Source organism: Cupriavidus sp. NPDC089707, assembly GCF_044748965.1.
In the GTDB taxonomy this organism is placed as follows: Bacteria; Pseudomonadota; Gammaproteobacteria; order Burkholderiales; family Burkholderiaceae; genus Cupriavidus.
On record NZ_JBIVHB010000027.1, the window covers coordinates 15,914 to 30,851 of the forward strand.

The 14,938-nt window shown below is 63.2% G+C and carries 19 protein-coding genes and 2 pseudogenes; 4 read left to right on the top strand and 17 right to left on the bottom strand.

What is annotated here, in order from left to right; all coding sequences use genetic code 11:
* Nucleotides 1-9: 9 nt before the first annotated feature.
* Nucleotides 10-101 (top strand): annotated as a pseudogene (locus ACIP1U_RS28210) (IS6 family transposase); the annotation flags it as partial.
* A 154-nt stretch (nt 102-255) separates the two neighbouring features.
* Here ACIP1U_RS28210 and ACIP1U_RS28215 read toward each other — a convergent pair.
* Nucleotides 256-654, bottom strand: coding sequence for a cupin domain-containing protein (locus tag ACIP1U_RS28215; RefSeq protein WP_400322201.1), 399 nt, complete (start codon nt 652-654; stop codon nt 256-258).
* Nucleotides 655-1,001: 347 nt separating this feature from the next.
* The gene (locus ACIP1U_RS28220; RefSeq protein WP_400322203.1) at nt 1,002-1,499 is read right to left on the bottom strand and encodes a hypothetical protein; all 498 of its coding nucleotides are present in this window, start codon (nt 1,497-1,499) and stop codon (nt 1,002-1,004) included.
* A 210-nt stretch (nt 1,500-1,709) separates the two neighbouring features.
* Here ACIP1U_RS28220 and ACIP1U_RS28225 point away from each other — a divergent pair.
* Nucleotides 1,710-1,991, top strand: a pseudogene (locus ACIP1U_RS28225) (ISNCY family transposase); the annotation flags it as partial.
* Here ACIP1U_RS28225 and ACIP1U_RS28230 read toward each other — a convergent pair.
* Genes ACIP1U_RS28230 through ACIP1U_RS28265 form a run of 8 tightly spaced genes read right to left on the bottom strand, consistent with a single transcriptional unit; the run spans nt 1,989 to nt 8,502 of the window.
* Nucleotides 1,989-2,309 carry a Rieske (2Fe-2S) protein gene (locus tag ACIP1U_RS28230; protein ID WP_400322205.1) on the bottom strand — a complete coding sequence of 107 codons (321 nt, stop codon included), beginning with the start codon at nt 2,307-2,309 and terminating at the stop codon, nt 1,989-1,991. The pseudogene ACIP1U_RS28225 and the gene ACIP1U_RS28230 overlap by 3 nt on opposite strands.
* A 1-nt stretch (nt 2,310) precedes the next feature.
* Complete coding sequence (locus tag ACIP1U_RS28235) at nt 2,311-2,679, bottom strand: SUF system Fe-S cluster assembly protein (protein WP_400322207.1); 369 nt, start codon at nt 2,677-2,679, stop codon at nt 2,311-2,313.
* Nucleotides 2,680-2,683: 4 nt separating this feature from the next.
* Nucleotides 2,684-3,130 carry a Fe-S cluster assembly sulfur transfer protein SufU gene (sufU, locus tag ACIP1U_RS28240; RefSeq protein ID WP_400322208.1) on the bottom strand — a complete coding sequence of 149 codons (447 nt, stop codon included), beginning with the start codon at nt 3,128-3,130 and terminating at the stop codon, nt 2,684-2,686.
* Nucleotides 3,130-4,398 (bottom strand): SufS family cysteine desulfurase, encoded by a 1,269-nt coding sequence (locus tag ACIP1U_RS28245; RefSeq protein WP_400322210.1) that lies wholly within the window; start codon nt 4,396-4,398, stop codon nt 3,130-3,132. Before ACIP1U_RS28245 ends, sufU begins: the two co-directional genes overlap by 1 nt.
* Nucleotides 4,395-5,726, bottom strand: a complete 1,332-nt coding sequence (gene sufD / locus ACIP1U_RS28250; RefSeq protein WP_400322212.1) for a Fe-S cluster assembly protein SufD — start codon at nt 5,724-5,726, stop codon at nt 4,395-4,397. Before sufD ends, ACIP1U_RS28245 begins: the two co-directional genes overlap by 4 nt.
* A complete protein-coding gene (sufC, locus tag ACIP1U_RS28255) occupies nt 5,723-6,493 on the bottom strand; it encodes a Fe-S cluster assembly ATPase SufC (protein ID WP_342917502.1) in 771 nt (256 codons plus the stop codon). The genes sufD and sufC overlap by 4 nt, the downstream gene beginning before the upstream one ends.
* Nucleotides 6,494-6,539: 46 nt before the next feature.
* Complete coding sequence (sufB, locus tag ACIP1U_RS28260; protein WP_400322214.1) at nt 6,540-7,988, bottom strand: Fe-S cluster assembly protein SufB; 1,449 nt, start codon at nt 7,986-7,988, stop codon at nt 6,540-6,542.
* 31 nt (nt 7,989-8,019) lie between these two features.
* Nucleotides 8,020-8,502 carry an SUF system Fe-S cluster assembly regulator gene (locus ACIP1U_RS28265; RefSeq protein WP_400322301.1) on the bottom strand — a complete coding sequence of 161 codons (483 nt, stop codon included), beginning with the start codon at nt 8,500-8,502 and terminating at the stop codon, nt 8,020-8,022.
* Nucleotides 8,503-8,793: 291 nt separating this feature from the next.
* Here ACIP1U_RS28265 and ACIP1U_RS28270 point away from each other — a divergent pair, with 291 nt between their 5' ends.
* Nucleotides 8,794-9,507, top strand: coding sequence for an SDR family oxidoreductase (locus ACIP1U_RS28270; RefSeq protein WP_400322216.1), 714 nt, complete (start codon nt 8,794-8,796; stop codon nt 9,505-9,507).
* Nucleotides 9,508-9,658: 151 nt separating this feature from the next.
* Here the strand turns inward: ACIP1U_RS28270 and ACIP1U_RS28275 are convergent, their stop codons facing one another.
* Nucleotides 9,659-10,090 carry a host attachment protein gene (locus ACIP1U_RS28275; protein WP_400322217.1) on the bottom strand — a complete coding sequence of 144 codons (432 nt, stop codon included), beginning with the start codon at nt 10,088-10,090 and terminating at the stop codon, nt 9,659-9,661.
* Nucleotides 10,091-10,513: 423 nt separating this feature from the next.
* On the opposite strand from ACIP1U_RS28275, the gene ACIP1U_RS28280 reads away from it, so the two are divergent.
* A complete protein-coding gene (locus tag ACIP1U_RS28280; protein ID WP_400322219.1) occupies nt 10,514-10,768 on the top strand; it encodes a hypothetical protein in 255 nt (84 codons plus the stop codon).
* A 1-nt stretch (nt 10,769) separates the two neighbouring features.
* Here the strand turns inward: ACIP1U_RS28280 and ACIP1U_RS28285 are convergent, their stop codons facing one another.
* The 6 genes from ACIP1U_RS28285 to ACIP1U_RS28310 form a co-directional block, all read right to left on the bottom strand.
* Nucleotides 10,770-11,186, bottom strand: coding sequence for a TraR/DksA family transcriptional regulator (locus tag ACIP1U_RS28285; protein ID WP_400322221.1), 417 nt, complete (start codon nt 11,184-11,186; stop codon nt 10,770-10,772).
* Nucleotides 11,187-11,419: 233 nt separating this feature from the next.
* The gene (locus tag ACIP1U_RS28290; protein ID WP_342917508.1) at nt 11,420-11,752 is read right to left on the bottom strand and encodes a glycine zipper domain-containing protein; all 333 of its coding nucleotides are present in this window, start codon (nt 11,750-11,752) and stop codon (nt 11,420-11,422) included.
* A gap of 205 nt (nt 11,753-11,957) precedes the next feature.
* Complete coding sequence (locus tag ACIP1U_RS28295) at nt 11,958-12,368, bottom strand: hypothetical protein (RefSeq protein WP_400322223.1); 411 nt, start codon at nt 12,366-12,368, stop codon at nt 11,958-11,960.
* Between the two features lie 177 nt (nt 12,369-12,545).
* Nucleotides 12,546-12,797, bottom strand: coding sequence for a hypothetical protein (locus ACIP1U_RS28300; protein ID WP_400322225.1), 252 nt, complete (start codon nt 12,795-12,797; stop codon nt 12,546-12,548).
* Between the two features lie 87 nt (nt 12,798-12,884).
* Entirely contained in the window at nt 12,885-13,739 is an 855-nt protein-coding gene (locus tag ACIP1U_RS28305) for a hypothetical protein (protein ID WP_400322227.1), read from the bottom strand.
* A gap of 75 nt (nt 13,740-13,814) precedes the next feature.
* Entirely contained in the window at nt 13,815-14,882 is a 1,068-nt protein-coding gene (locus ACIP1U_RS28310) for a methyltransferase (RefSeq protein ID WP_400322303.1), read from the bottom strand.
* Nucleotides 14,883-14,938 lie beyond the last annotated feature (56 nt).

The following is a 14,938-nucleotide window of genomic DNA, read 5'->3' on the forward strand; positions in this document are numbered from 1 at the left end:
GGTGATGATGAGGCATTCCTTTCGAGATTCGGTCCAATTCGCCAGCACTTCGCCCTGAGACGGCACCTGCTGCGCTCCATCGCAAACATCTCGCCGCTTGATTCACGGCCTGCCGCGAATTCACTGAAGTCGCCCAAGCTCCGTCAAATGGCTCTCTGACCAGTGGTCGCGCAGGCCCCTGCATCGTCTCGGCACCGCCAAGTTGACAGCGCCGCCTGGAAGCATGGCGGACTCGTTCGGCGTTGGGCCGACAAGCTATTTCCTTCTTGGATCCTCCGCGGGATTCAGGTAGCTGATGCCCCAGGGACCGGTGCCATGAATCTGAATGACGGTTTCTTTGCTGGTGGTATAGGCGAACATGGGCATTCCCGCGGGCATCATCGTGACGCCGCCAGCCGGATAAGCCCTGGCCTTGGCCCGATCGAAGGTCTCGCCGATGCCCAAGTGGAGCGTCCCGGACAACACGGTGACTCGCTCAAACACGGGATGAGTGTGGGCTGGGATCTTGAAGTTGGGAGGAAGCTTGATCCGCATGGTGAACGGCGCGGCTTGCTTCAGATCACCTTCCAATACCGCCAGCTTGGCGCCAGGTCCGATAGATGGGGCTTCGGTCCACTTGACTTCGGACGGGACGATCGAAATGTGGCCTTCCATAGCGGGCTCCACTGCCAGAGCAGGGGCCATAATGAGCGCACCCAGCGCGCATGCCGTCGAGGCTTCAATTATTCTTAAGTTGCGCATTCTTTACTCCTCTGCGTCAGCATTTGCCCGGTCAACCCAGCCACCGGTGCTGGCAGTCACCCGATAATGCCGGCCTGAGATCGACGCTGACCGGTCCGCGTAAGTAGTGAGATGCGTCGCCTGCCTGGAGGCAAAGGACGGGTGCAACCAACCCCACGGCCGCGATTTCAGCCTAGCGTGCCGGATAGCGGGAAGCAAGCATCGCGGATCCTGATTCGATGAAGATTCGGCCGCCCGCGGCTCCTGCCCGCGCGCGAAATTCAGCTAGCGTGCTTGTTACAAACGACTAAGTGGCGGAATGTCCCAAATGGCCGAAACCGCTTCGATGGCGACTGACGGGCGAATGGCCGCTGCCGGGCCAGCCGGTCATATTCCTGCTTGTAGAGTTCCGCCGACATGCCGTGATGCGTTTCCCAGTCGGAGCCAGGCCTCTTCTCCCAGATAGCGGCGTAGCGATCCTGCCCCTCACGTACGTACCCGCTGACATCGACGAGCCGATAGCCATCTGTGGTGAACCGCTCTAACTGGCGCTGAAACTGACCTGGCGTCAAATCATGTCGTGCAACCCACGCGACGCCCGCGTCCTTTTCCCAGATGGCTGCCAAGCGAACCTGGTCACCGACAGCGTAGCCACTGACATGGACAGGGCGATATCCTTGAGCGACCAGGCGGTCAAACTCTTGCTGGTATCGATTCGCAGTCAAGCCATGCCGCGCTTCCCGGGGAGGACCCGATCGCTTTTGCCAGATCGCGGCCAAGCCAGATTGTCGTAATCCTTCTTAAGGACGGGATGCGCGGATCTATCGAGGCTGCGGGCATGCTTCGGCAATGGCCCACTAGGCAAGCCGGATACATGCATGCAGGCCGTTTCGACATCACCAACAAGAAGCTTGCGAAAGGCGTCGGGTCCCCGGGCGTATACGCCAGCGTGCTTAGCGTCGTTGCGGGCGACCTGCACCGTTTTGTATACGCTCCTAGTCTATGTCGATGCTTACCGCATCATGGAACTTCACCTTACCCACTCGGAAGCCACGTTCACGTATTTCGCCGCTACGCACGCCTACCTGGAGCGCCATGGCAAGCCGGTGGCGTTTTACAGCGACAAGGCCAATGTTTCCCGGGTCAACAAGCCGAACGCAACCGGTGGCGACGGCCATACCCAGTTTGCCCGGGCCTTGTACGAGCTGAATATCGAAGGGATCTGCGCCAACAGCAGCCAAGCCAAGGGGCGCGTGGAACGCGGCCACTTATTCCCAGCGCTCGTCCCTGACCTGTACCATGTCGGCCTCCACCCGAACCGGAAAAGTCGCCACCGGCTCGTAGGCGGGCGGGGACAGCGCCTCGCCCGTAAGCAGGGAAAAGTGCGAGCCGTGGCGGGGGCAGACGACTTCCTGGCCTTCCACGTCACCGCCGCAAAGCGGCTCGGCCTCGTGCGAGCAGAGGTCCTCGATGGCGTAATAGTTGCCACCCACATTGAATACCGCGACCTGTACGCCATCGACATCGACGCTGCGGCAAGTGCCGGGCGCGAATTCGTCGGCCCGGGCGACATCGATCCACTCGCTCATCTCAGAGCAGCCCCAGTTCCAGGCGCGCCGCCTCGCTCATTCGTTCTCTCGACCAGGGCGGGTCCCACACCAGTTCAACCTCGACTTCGTGCACCCCGCTGGCTTCCATGACCGCGTCCTCCACCACACTGGGGAAGGTCTGCGCCACCGGGCAGCCCGGTGCGGTCAGCGTCATGCGGATGTCCACCTTGCCGCTGGATTCGTCTACCGATAACTGATAGATCAGGCCAAGGTCGTAGATATTGACCGGGATTTCGGGGTCGTATACGGTGCGTAAGGCCGCTATCACCCGCCCCTCCAGGCTGTCCGGCTCAGGCTCGAACTTGTCTTCGTGTTCCTCGGCCTTGCGCAGCCAATCGATAATGCTCATCGCTTTACTCCGTTGAGACCGGCTTGGCGCTGTTCTCCAAAGCGGCTTGCATGGTATGCCAGGCAAGGGTTGCGCACTTCACGCGCGCCGGGAACTCGCGCACCCCGGCCAGGACCTCCAGCTTGCCCAACTGCACGCCGGCCCGTCCCGGCTCTGCGGTCACCAGCGCGTGGAAGGCAGAGAACAAGGCCCGCGCTTGTGCCTCGGTCATGCCCTTGAGCGCTTCTGTCATCAGCGAGGCGGAGGCGGTGGAGATGGCGCAGCCCGAACCATCGAAGCTGGCGTCCTCGATCACCCCATCGCTGATTCTCAGGTACAGCGTCAGCCGATCGCCGCACAGCGGGTTGAACCCCTCGGCGCTGCGGTTAGCCGCCGCCAGCCGCCCGAAATTGCGCGGCGAGCGACTGTGGTCGACGACCACTTCCTGGTAGAGGTTGCGCAGGTCAGACATCAGGCGAATACCTCCTGTGCCGCGCGCACGGCAGCAAACAGTGCATCGACTTCTTCACGAGTGTTGTACAGCGCGAAGGAAGCGCGCACGGTGGCAGGCACGCCGAAACGCTCCATCACCGGCATGGCGCAATGATGGCCGGCGCGGACCGCCACGCCGTGCTGATCGAGGATGGTGCCGACATCGTGGGGATGGATGCCGTCCAGGGTGAACGAGAGGATGCTCGCCTTGTCGGCAGCCGTGCCGATCATGCGCAGGCCGGCGACCTGCGCTGCCTTCGCGCTGGCGTAGGCGAGCAGCGCGTGCTCGTGGGCGGCGATGGCCTCCAGGCCGAGCGCGCTCACGTAGCCGATGGCGGCGCCAAGGGCAATGACGCCGGCGATATTGGGGGTGCCGGCCTCGAACTTGTAGGGAAGCGCGTTGTACGTGGTCTTGCGGAACGTGACCTCGCGAATCATGTCCCCGCCGCCCTGGTAAGGCGGCATGGCATCGAGCAGCGCAGCCTTGCCATAGAGCACGCCGACGCCGGTGGGGCCGTAGAGCTTGTGCCCGGAGAAGGCGTAGAAATCACAATCAAGCGCCTGTACGTCCACCTTGAGGTGCGGCACCGCCTGGGCGCCGTCGATCAGCACCGGGATGTCCTGGGCATGCGCCAGCTCGACGATGTGCCGCACCGGGTTGACCGTGCCGAGCGCGTTGGAGAGGTGCGCCAGCGCGACCAGCCTGGTGCGCGGGCCGACCAATCGCGCGAACTGTTCCAGCATCAGCTCGCCGGCATCGTTGATCGGCGCCACCTGCAGCAAGGCGCCGGTGCGCTGGCACGCCAGTTGCCACGGCACGATATTGGAGTGGTGCTCCATCGCGCTGATCAGGATCTCATCGCCCGGGCGCAGGCGCTGGCCGAAGCTGGCCGCCACCAGGTTGATCGCCTCGGTGGTGCCGCGCACGAACACGATTTCCTCGCGCCCGGCCGCGTTGATCAGGCCTCGCACTGCGTCGCGCGCCGCCTCGTAGGCATCGGTGGCGCGCTGGCTCAGGGTGTGCACGCCGCGGTGCACATTGGCGTTGAGCGCGCCGTAGTAACGTGCTTCGCAATCGATCACGCCTTGCGGCTTCTGGGTGGTGGCGGCGTTGTCCAGATAGACCAGCGGCTTGCCGTTGACGGTCTGGCGCAGGATAGGGAAATCCTGCCGCAGCCGCTCCACCTCCAGGCTGGCGGCCGGCACCGCGCGCTCCACGGCCATCAGTTCATGCACTGCCGTGTTCATGGCAGCTCCTTCACAGGCTCGGGCAGCCGGCCGCGCAGGAGCGTGTCCAGCCGCGTGCGCAATGAGGCGGGGCCGAGCCGCTTGACGACCTCCTCGGCGAAGGCAAAGGTCAGCAGGGCATGCGCCGCGCCCTCGTCCATCCCGCGCGAGCGCAGGTAGTAGATCTGCTCGGCATCGAGCTGGCCTACGGTGGCGCCGTGGCTGCATTTGACGTCGTCGGCATAGATCTCCAGTTGCGGCTTGGTATCGACCTCGGCGTGGTCGGACAGCAGCAGGTTGCGGTTGGACTGGTGGGCATCGCTGTGCTGGGCATCGGCATGCACCACCACCTTGCCGTTGAAGACGGCGCGCGAGGCGCCCGCCAGCACGCCTTTATACAACTCGCGACTCTTGCTGTGCGGGCTCGCGTGGTCGATGCGGGTGTGGTGGTCGATATGCTGTCGCCCGGCAGTCATATACAGCCCGTCCAGCGAACACTCGGTATGTTCGGCGTTGAGCCCGACTTCGATGTCGACCCGCGCCAGGGCGCTGCCCAGGGCAATGGAACTGGAGACGAAGCGGCTACCCTGCGCCTGGTCCAGGTTCACGCCGGCGATATGGAAGGCCTTGAGGCTCTCCTGCTGCAGCTTGTGATGTTCGACCTGCGCATCACGCTCGGCAACGATGTCAGTGATGGTATTGGTGCAATAGCCCAGGCCATCCAGGCCCGCGTGGTGCTCCACGATGCAGACTCGGCTGCCGGCTTGCGCCACCACGAGGTTGCGCGCATGGGTTGCCAGCTCGCCGGCGGTGGCGAGGAACAGCAAGTGGATCGGTTGTTCCGGGACGGTGCCCGCCGCCACGCGGATATAGGCACCGTCGGTCATGAACGCCATGTTCAAGGCGGCGAAACCGGACGGGTAGTCGCTTGCACGGAGGAGCAGCAGCGCTTCCAGGCAGTCCGGTGCGCGCTCCAGCGTGGCGGCGAGGCTGGCGAGCACCATCCCCGCAGGCAGGGCACCGATGCGCGACCACTGGGGCTGGTGCGCGCCATTGACGAACACCAGCAGGTGCGCGCCGGCCAGGGCGAGCGCCTCTATCTGCGCTGCCAGCGCGGCGTCCAGGCCGTCGCCGGCCTGCGGCAGTGCCACGGCAAAGCGGCTTTTCTCGAGTGCGGCCACGCTGGTGTATTTCCAGTCCTCCTGGCGCAGCGTGGGGAACCCGGCCTGGGCGAAATGATCCACCGCCTGGCGGCGGGCGTGCGCAAGCCAGCCCAGGCGGCGGCCCGGCAGTGCGGCCTCGACGCGGTTGAACTCGGCGAGATAGTGTTCCAGTCCACTTGCGCTCATGCTGAAGACTCCGTCCCGGTAGCGGCCTGCGCCTCCATCCCGGCATAGCCGTGCCGCTCCAGTTCGCGCGCCAGCTCGGGCCCGCCGGACCTGGCGATGCGGCCTTGCGCAAGCACGTGCACCTGATCCGGCACGATGTAATCGAGCAGGCGCTGGTAGTGCGTGACAAGCACAATGGCCCGTTGCGGACTGCGCATGGCTTCTATGCCCCTGGCAACAATCTTGAGCGCATCGATGTCGAGGCCCGAGTCGGTCTCGTCGAGAATGGCGAGCCGGGGTTCCAGCACCGCCATCTGCAGGATCTCGTTGCGTTTCTTCTCGCCGCCCGAGAAGCCCTCGTTCACCGAGCGGTAAAGCAGGTCCTGGTCCATTTCCATGAGCCGGAGCTTGTCCTTGACCAGGGCGAGGAAATCCATCGCGTCCAGCTCTGGCTCGCCGCGGTGCTTGCGGATCGCGTTGAGCCCTGCTTTGAGCAGGTAGATATTCGAGACGCCGGGGATTTCCACTGGATACTGAAAGGCGAGGAAGATGCCCGCGCGGGCGCGCTCTTCCGGCGGCAAGCCAAGCAGGTTGGCGCCGTCGTAGAGGACTTCGCCCGCCGTCACGGTAAAACGATCGCGCCCGGCCAGTACGTGGGCCAAGGTGCTCTTTCCCGAACCGTTGGGACCCATGATGGCGTGCACCTCGCCGGCCTTTACACTGAGGTCGATGCCGTGCAGGATGGGCTTGTCGTCTACGCTGACGTGAAGCTTGCGAATCTCAAGCATGGCTGGCTTCTTTCTCCAACGCAGCGCCGATGCGTGGGCGCTACCCTTATCCGATACTGCCTTCCAGGCTTACGCCCAGCAGCTTCTGGGCTTCCACCGCGAATTCCATTGGCAGCTCCTTGAACACTTCCTTGCAAAAGCCGTTCACGATCATCGATACCGCATCCTCTGCGCTGATGCCGCGGCTCTGGCAATAGAACAACTGGTCCTCGCCGATGCGCGAGGTGGAGGCCTCGTGCTCGACCTGGGCGGTGGCGTTCTTGACCTCGATATACGGGAAGGTGTGGGCGGCGCATTTGTCGCCCAGCAGCAGCGAATCGCACTGCGAGTAGTTGCGCGCGCCGATCGCGCTCTTGGCCACTTTCACCAGCCCGCGGTAGGCATTCTGGCCGTGGCCGGCCGAAATGCCCTTGGAGAGGATGGTGCTCCTGGTGTTCCTGCCGAGGTGAGTCATCTTGGTACCGGTGTCGGCCTGCTGGTAGTGGTTGGTCAGCGCAACCGAATAGAACTCGCCGACCGAGTCGTCGCCCTGCAGGATCACGCTTGGATACTTCCAGGTGATGGCCGAGCCGGTCTCCACCTGGGTCCACGAAATCTTCGAGCGCGCGCCGCGGCAGTCGCCGCGCTTGGTGACAAAGTTATAGATGCCGCCCTTCCCGTCCTTGTCGCCCGGATACCAGTTCTGCACGGTCGAGTATTTGATCTGTGCGCCTTCCAGTGCGATCAGCTCCACCACCGCGGCATGCAGCTGGTTCTCGTCGCGCATCGGCGCGGTGCAGCCTTCCAGATAGCTGACGTAAGCGCCTTCGTCGGCGATGATCAGGGTGCGCTCGAACTGGCCGGTGTTGCGGGCATTGATGCGGAAGTAGGTGGACAGCTCCATCGGGCAGCGTACCCCGGGCGGGATATAGCAGAACGAGCCGTCACTGAATACGGCCGAGTTGAGCGTGGCGAAGTAGTTGTCGGTATAGGGCACGACCGTGCCGAGGTACTGCCGCACCAGCTCGGGATGCTCCCGCACCGCCTCGGAGAACGAACAGAAGAGGATGCCGAGTTCGCCCAGCTTCTGCTTGAAGGTGGTGGCCACCGAGACGCTGTCGAATACCGCGTCCACGGCAACGCCTGCCAGCAACTCGCGCTCGTGCAGCGGCACGCCCAGCTTTTCATAGGTGCGCAGCAACTCGGGATCGACCTCGTCCAGCGTCTTCGGCCCGGCCTTCTGGGAGCGTGGCGCTGCATAGTAGGCGATCGCCTGGTAGTCGATAGGCGGGTGCTTGACCGTCGCCCAGTGCGGCTCGGACATCGTCATCCAGTGGCGGTAGGCCTTGAGGCGCCACTCGCGCATGAATTCCGGCTCGTCCTTGATGGCCGAAATCATGCGGATCACGTCCTCGTTCAGCCCGCACGGCACCGTGTCCGTCTCCACGGGCGTGTAGAAGCCATGCTTATAGCCCTGGCTGATCAGTTCGTCGAGTTTGCGTGCCGGGGTTGCCATGTTCTGCCTTCGCTTGCCACTGTCATCTAGATCACGAAATGTCAGCTCGCGGGTCAGCTTGCGGTCCGTGTGCATGTCGGGCGTGCAAGGCGCCAATATCCACCGGGTGCAACACCGGTTGTGCCATATCTGCCAGTGTCACATCGTTTAGCGCCCTAAAAATCACTCTATTGATCGATTGCCAGTTGGCGCGAATAGCGCACACACGTTCCTGTGCACAAAGGCCGGCAGCGACGCTGCACTCGGTCATGCCGGCCGGGCCTTCCATGGCGTCAATCACCTGTGCGATCGAGATTTGTTCCGGCGGTCGTGCCAGCAGATAGCCGCCATTGGCGCCGCGCAACGACTGCAGCAAGTGGCGCCTTGCCAGCGTCTTCAGGATCTTGCTTGCCGTCGGTACCGCCACTCCGATCGCGGCGGCGACCTCCGCGGCACTGTAAATTCGGTCCGAATTTCGCGCCAGGTGCGTCATGATCACCGTGCCGTAGTCGGTCAGCTTGCTTAGTCTGAGCATCGTCGCCACCAGTATTTGCAAATTAGAACCAATCTGGTCCTCATTTGTTCCAGCATCCCTGTTTCGCGTCAGGCCAAGATACGGAGGAATCCGCTATCACCAGGCCGCCGTCAGAGGTGTATAGATGATTAGCTGCACGTTTGAGGGACATGCGAACGCCGAGACTTTTCAGGGGACTCCGGAACGAGTTCATCGCGTCCCCCTGGCAACGTGCGCGGGCGCGCGATGTGGGCAAGTCTTTAACGCCGCGAGAGCAGGCCTGCCTCATTCCAGCGGCGAGGAGACTCAGGCATGGTCAACCAACCTATTACCGTCATCACTGGCGCGAGCCGCGGCTTGGGCCGCGCAGCCGCGCGCCGGCTGGCCACCGTGGAAGGCCATCTGGTCGTCGCCACGGCGCGCAAGCCGACGGACCTCGACGTGCTGGTGACAGAGCTCCGGCTTGCGGGTCATGCGATCGCTTGCCACCCCCTTGACGTCACGGAGGACAGCTCGGCAGCTGCGCTGGCCAGCTGGCTGACCGAACGCTTCGGTCGCGTGGACGTGCTGATCAACAACGCTGGTGTTTCGCTCGACCACTATGACACCAGCCTGCTCGAACTGCCGCTCGAGACCCTGCGCCACACCCTGGAAACCAATCTTTTCGGCGTGCTGCGGACCACCCAGGCGTTGGCGCCGCTGCTGCGCGCCAGCCGCGCCGCCGGCCGGGTGGTCAACCTGGCTTCGGGCATGGGACAGCTGGCGGAAATGGGCAGCGGCGTGCCGGCCTACCGAATCTCGAAAACGGCGCTAAATGCTGTCACGCGCATCCTGGCCGCCGAGATGGCCGATAGCGGCGTCAAGGTCAACTCGGTGTGTCCCGGCTGGTGTCGCACCGACCTGGGCGGCCCCGATGCGCCGCTCTCGCCCGAACAGGGCATCGACACCGTGATCTGGCTGGCAACGCTGCCCGACGATGGTCCGACCGGTGGCTTTTTCCGCAATCGCCAGCCGATTCCATGGTAGCCAGGCGCGTTCAAGAGAGGGGTTCGCACGGGCGCGCATGCCCGCTCAGCGCCCGGTGAAAGCCGAAACATGTTGAAAGCAGGCGAGGCGCCATGCCGGCGGGTCGGCATGGCGCGGCGTGGCAGAGGGTTGGCGGAGGCGCTGGCCCGGCTCAGCGGCTGGCCAGGCGATTCTGCACTTCGCGCGCGCCCAGCCTGGACATATCCTCGTTGATCTCCTCGAAGACCACCTTCTGCACTTCTTTGCCCAGATGCTCGCGCAGCATGCCCAGGAACTTTGGCGAGGCGGCGAGCCGCAGTTTGTCATAGCGCTGTTCGGTGCGCGCCTGCTCGAGATACCGTGTCAGCATGCGGGCGAACTCGTCACGCTCCTTATCGGCCTGATCGACCCGCGTCGCCATCGAATGCATGGGCTCGCCCTTGCCGGCAAAGCGCCCTTGCGCATCGTCGCGCAGCTCGCCGTCCTTGGCCCGGCCAAGCGGATTGACAAAGTCCTGAATTTCTTCCATGTCCCTTTCCATCCCATGCGCCTGGAAGATCCGTGCATGGGTGCTATCTGCGGCTAGCGTCCAGATTGTCGTCATCGCTCGCTCCTTTCGTGGCGGCAGTAGCGATGTAACAAGGATAGGCCTGGGCCGTGCGATCGTCCCGGCAGCTTTGTAACGCCGCGTCGGGGCGAGCGGCGTCCTGGGCCGTTGCGCCTGCCGTGGCGCAGGTGATGCGTCTGAGAAAGGGATCGAAACATCCGCTTCTGAGCAAGGCGTTACCTTGAGGCCGCGCCAAATCGGAGGCAACGACGATGTTTGCCATTGGGAGGCTATTGAATCACCTACAATGCACTCATGTCCTGCAGCCCTCGGCACTCCGTCCTTCATCTAAGGTGAAGTCCTTACCGAACGCGGCCGGACCCGCTTTGACGTAGGCTTCGCTCTGGCGATTCGCAGTGTGCTGGGGGCTGACCCAGCGATAGGGGTGCCACGGACCTGTGTTTATTGCCGGAGACTGAAATGCTGGAAAGAAAACGGTCTTACAAGGGATTCCACGTTGCGCTGTTCGTGCCGGAGGCGATTGAGCAGGGCAAACCAAACGGACGCGTCCAGATCTCCGCGCGCAATGAGGACATGGGCATCCGTTTTACGCCGGACTGGCCCCACCCGCCCGCAACGCCGCAGGAGGCAGAGGACTGGCTTTTTGCCTACGCTGCCGGGATCATCGATTGCGAGCTGGCTGGCGGCTTCGGCATTGATCTCAGGAACGAGTGAGTCAGCTCCGCGACCAGAGGTCTGCGCTTGCTGGTCGGCGCGCGTCCTGTGCCTGGCGGGGAGAGAGGTGTTCGTGGCGACTCTGGCATGCCGTGCAGCGCATGGCGGTTGGGTACGCCTGCAAGCGGGAGAAAGGGATGGCCTCCTGGCAGTCGATACAGACGCCATACTGGCCGCTCCGCATCCGCGATCGGGCTGCGTCAATCTCGGTCAGTTGCATGCGATAGTGTTTCAGCATCGCGTCGCCCTGGCGCTGCGCGGCCTTCTCGTCCGCCACTTCACCTTCATCGAGGTGTTCACGCTGCGTTGGCGCCACCACAGGCGAATCCGCGGTTCCGGCGACGGCACGGATACGCAACTCCTCGGCGTCCATGGTGGCCGCCAACTTCGCCAGTTCCTCTTTTGTCAGCCCTTCCATGATTGGCCTCTTGGATAAACATCCTGCGAATTGCACTCAGGCAGACCGTCCAGCGAAGCGCGCCTGGCCAATTGCATTGGGCTGGCACGACGGCTGTTGCTGTATTGCCGCTCAGATCGCTCAGATCGAGGCTCCGGCAAGGCACTGCAGCCGTTGCCGGCATGGCAAGCATCACGTGTCGCATGCGGGACTATCACATGTCACCGCCGTGCCGGCGCTGCAGCCACGAGTGCTTAGCGGTGGCTGGCAGCCAGTGCGACGATAGCGCCCGTGGTTGCCGCGATGGCGGCCACGGTACCCATGCTTTGCCACGGATGCTCGTGAACGTAGCGATCGGTCGTGGTCGCCCACTCGGAGACTTTGGCGCGGCTTTCTTCGCGCAGCGTAACGAGGCGGTCCTGCAGCGCGCGCTGCCGGGCCTTGAGTGCGTGGCGCTCAAGGCTGGCTCCTACGCCGGTCTCGGCTTTGACATCATGGAGCAGTGCCTGCACGTCGGCCATCAGCGTATCGACGTCGCGGGCCAATGCGTCCTTGCGCATGGATAAATCGGATCGGATGTCGTTCATCTTGCCCTCCTGTTAGCGAAATCATCGCGGTGCGTCGCGCAGCACGATTGGCACTGTGTCCAATATAGGATTGGCTTGACAGCCCGGCATGACAAACAGCAAGGCACAACGAGGCAGCCCGGAACGATGCAAGAAGACAGTGGAACCAATGCGACAGAAGTATCGTCGCGCCTACACCACCAAAGCCTCTTGTCGCTGAGGAGGGTTATCGCTTGCCGCTCTTCCTGGCGTGCCGCGCGCTGTACTTCCGCTCGGGGATCAGATCCTGGTCCACGACGTCATCGATGCTTGGCGGCATTGGCGGGTGCTCTTCCCGTACTGCGCTATGATCCGTCCGGTCTGCCGGACTGTCCGAGGGGATGCTCTCTGCAGCGCGGGTGATTTCGTCCTGGCCTTCCTCCGGCACATCGTCATCATCCGGCTGGTGGCCATGGGGAAAATCAACCGGCTCCACCACCCGTTCGACGATCTGCTCGACGGCCTGTTCGATGTTTTCCCATACCTCTTCCGGTTCGATCGGATCCAGGATGCTGGGCATGGCGCGATTGGCGCGCGACCGATGCGGTGCTCCGCTTCGCCGCGTCCCGCCCAAATCCACTTTGGGTGGCTTGTGCATGATCGACTCCTGAGCGACGACGATGGTGATGCGCCATGCATGGCATGCGCATACTTGCATAGTATGCATACACGAGGCGCAAAGTTAAGCAGGTGTCGGATGCGGTACTGCCGGCCCCGTCCCGGCGGGACGGTACGCGGCGCTGCGCATGCAGGGAGCGATGCCGCGGTACTGGAGTCACGCCTTATGCGTCCCTCGCCTTACCCGCTCCAAATATTTTCCAGAAGCGACCTCGATTCGCACCATGTCCCCTTCCTTGATGAACTGAGGAAGAAGAACTTCCATGCCGTTCTCCAGCGTGGCGGTCTTGAAGGTAGTGGTTTCATGCTCGTGCAGGCCTGGTGGCGTGGACATGATGGTCAACTCGACCGCAGCGGGGAATGCGATAGTGACTGGCTCCCCCTCATAAAGCTGCACCAGGATTCGCATATTGGGCTGAAGGCCCGATGCCTGCGCGAGCTCGCATCGGGCTTTTTTTATTTTTTCGTGTCAGCGACGCTGTGCACATGAGCTGCTTCATGCGGCTTCCCCAACGAGGTTTGCCACCCACCGCTCCAGCTCTGCGTAGTCCTTGCCATCGATCACGAACTCTTGTCCTTTTGCCGCCGTCTTCAGCGTCACCCTATCGCCATCAAGCTCCCAACAAGCGCCGCCTGGGTGATATGTCAGCGGCGCCCTCCCCTTAGGTTCGAACCAGGATGGCAAGGACCAGACGCTACGCGTTCGTCCTGCCAGGGTAAGCTGCATCTGCGGGCGCAGGAACGGAAATCGACCTGCGCCGATACCCCCCACAAAGAGGGAGCGCTTGCGTGCAACATAGAGGGTATTCCGGGGATCCGTGTATTTTTCCGGGGTGGCCACGTGAGGATGCGTCGCGATCCAGGGATGCCGCTTGAGCGAACCAGCCCGGTCAGTCACGACCGGCAACACTTCATCGATCTCCAGCCAACCGAACATGACATGGAGATCTGGCGCGCGCGGCACAAAACGCCAGCGCCCAGAGAGCTTCTGCACCTGCCGATACCATCCAAAGAACAAAAAGACGTCGCCAGGCCCCACACCATTGTTGGACAAGTGACCTTGGGCGGAACCAGACTGTCCGAAGGCTGGTCGCCAGCCCGGGATGCTCGCCGTATGGCTGCCGCCCAAGTCCGGATCAAAATGGACAGTCGACTCGGCACAGTACTTCCCGCCGGACAGGTCCCTAAGCATGGCGTCCAGGTCGAGATCGTCGAACCCCACGTTGTCGATCAGGGTTCGGTCGTGATCGCTTGGAATCGGGAGCGGAATCAACCTGCCGTCCGGCAAGATCGGGCTGGCCATGCCGCCATACCCCTGGTCGAACCCCTTTCGCGAGAAGACAGCTTTCATTCGGATACTGCAGACCTATGGTTGTTGTGGGACCTTAGTCTGCTTACCCATGGCCGTCGCGTCTGGTTGAAACGTCTACTTGGTGCCGATCACCATCGAATCCGGGCCGATGAGCGGCTCGACGCGCACCTGGCTGAAGCCCGCTTCGCGCATCCAGCCGGTGCACTGCGCCCCGGTATAGTCGAAGCCGCCCTGAGTCTCGATCAGCATGTTCAGGCTCATCATGAGGCCGAAGGCGTTTTTCCTCCGATCATCGTCGATGATGGCGTCATAGACGATCAGGCAGCCACCCGGCTGCAGCGCCGCATAGCACTTCGCCAGCAACTCGCGCTTCTGCGTGAGGTCCCAGTCATGAAGAATGTGTCCCATGACCAGGACGTCGGCCGTCGGGCAGGGATCACTGAAGAAGTTGCCAGGATAGAACCGGAGGCGGTCCTGCAGCCCGTGCGACCTGACATATTCCTCGAACACGGGCCCGACTACCGGCAGGTCAAAGCCACCGCCCTGCAGATGCGGATGGGCGAGCGCGACTTGTACCGGCAACGCGCCCTGCGCAGCGCCGATGTCAATGAAGGTGCGATAGTCCTGCCACGGGAATTTCTGCGCCATTGCGCGCGCCGCGCCCACGCTGATGCCAGTCATCGCCTGCAGGAAGCCACGCAGCCCCTGCTCGTTGTTATAGATCGAATCGAAGAGGTTGCCCCCTCGCTTCGACTCGTTCTGCGGCAGCCCGGTGCGCAACGCCTCGGTCAGCGCGCCCCAGAACGGGTACAGCCGGGCATTGGCCATTTCCAGCAGCCCGCCGACATAGCTCGGCTGGCTCCGGTCGAGGAACAATGCGGTGTCGAGAGCGTTGCGATATTTCCCGTCGTCGCGCTCCAGCACTTGCAGAGCAACCAGCGCGTCGAGGAAGTCGAGCGCGCTGCGCGGGTGCAGGCCGAGCGCTTTGGTCAGTGTGGGGGCATCAAGCGGACCGGCCGCCAGCCGCGTGAATACGCCCAGTTCGACTGCCGAAAGCAGCGTCTTCGCCGGCCAGAATCCCATCCCCAGCTGGAGCAGGCGCTCCGGCGTGAGATCAGGCCGGGTCGGATCCTCGCCGCTGCCGCCCTTGGCCGGCGTCGCCGCATCTGGCGTGTCTGGCATCATCCCTGCTCCCCCATGCGGAAAAGGAAGCGCCGGTCGCCGCAACGGCGGACCGG

What these genes read in the sequence shown, in the direction of transcription:
- ACIP1U_RS28215 (WP_400322201.1), bottom strand. Translation starts at nt 654, where the DNA reads ATGGAAGGCCACATTTCGATCGTCCCGTCCGAAGTCAAGTGGACCGAA.
- ACIP1U_RS28230 (WP_400322205.1), bottom strand. Translation starts at nt 2,309, where the DNA reads ATGAGCGAGTGGATCGATGTCGCCCGGGCCGACGAATTCGCGCCCGGC.
- ACIP1U_RS28235 (WP_400322207.1), bottom strand. Translation starts at nt 2,679, where the DNA reads ATGAGCATTATCGATTGGCTGCGCAAGGCCGAGGAACACGAAGACAAG.
- sufU (WP_400322208.1), bottom strand. Translation starts at nt 3,130, where the DNA reads ATGTCTGACCTGCGCAACCTCTACCAGGAAGTGGTCGTCGACCACAGT.
- ACIP1U_RS28245 (WP_400322210.1), bottom strand. Translation starts at nt 4,398, where the DNA reads ATGAACACGGCAGTGCATGAACTGATGGCCGTGGAGCGCGCGGTGCCG.
- sufD (WP_400322212.1), bottom strand. Translation starts at nt 5,726, where the DNA reads ATGAGCGCAAGTGGACTGGAACACTATCTCGCCGAGTTCAACCGCGTC.
- sufC (WP_342917502.1), bottom strand. Translation starts at nt 6,493, where the DNA reads ATGCTTGAGATTCGCAAGCTTCACGTCAGCGTAGACGACAAGCCCATC.
- sufB (WP_400322214.1), bottom strand. Translation starts at nt 7,988, where the DNA reads ATGGCAACCCCGGCACGCAAACTCGACGAACTGATCAGCCAGGGCTAT.
- ACIP1U_RS28265 (WP_400322301.1), bottom strand. Translation starts at nt 8,502, where the DNA reads ATGCTCAGACTAAGCAAGCTGACCGACTACGGCACGGTGATCATGACG.
- ACIP1U_RS28270 (WP_400322216.1), top strand. Translation starts at nt 8,794, where the DNA reads ATGGTCAACCAACCTATTACCGTCATCACTGGCGCGAGCCGCGGCTTG.
- ACIP1U_RS28275 (WP_400322217.1), bottom strand. Translation starts at nt 10,090, where the DNA reads ATGACGACAATCTGGACGCTAGCCGCAGATAGCACCCATGCACGGATC.
- ACIP1U_RS28280 (WP_400322219.1), top strand. Translation starts at nt 10,514, where the DNA reads ATGCTGGAAAGAAAACGGTCTTACAAGGGATTCCACGTTGCGCTGTTC.
- ACIP1U_RS28285 (WP_400322221.1), bottom strand. Translation starts at nt 11,186, where the DNA reads ATGGAAGGGCTGACAAAAGAGGAACTGGCGAAGTTGGCGGCCACCATG.
- ACIP1U_RS28290 (WP_342917508.1), bottom strand. Translation starts at nt 11,752, where the DNA reads ATGAACGACATCCGATCCGATTTATCCATGCGCAAGGACGCATTGGCC.
- ACIP1U_RS28295 (WP_400322223.1), bottom strand. Translation starts at nt 12,368, where the DNA reads ATGCACAAGCCACCCAAAGTGGATTTGGGCGGGACGCGGCGAAGCGGA.
- ACIP1U_RS28300 (WP_400322225.1), bottom strand. Translation starts at nt 12,797, where the DNA reads ATGCGAATCCTGGTGCAGCTTTATGAGGGGGAGCCAGTCACTATCGCA.
- ACIP1U_RS28305 (WP_400322227.1), bottom strand. Translation starts at nt 13,739, where the DNA reads ATGAAAGCTGTCTTCTCGCGAAAGGGGTTCGACCAGGGGTATGGCGGC.
- ACIP1U_RS28310 (WP_400322303.1), bottom strand. Translation starts at nt 14,882, where the DNA reads ATGCCAGACACGCCAGATGCGGCGACGCCGGCCAAGGGCGGCAGCGGC.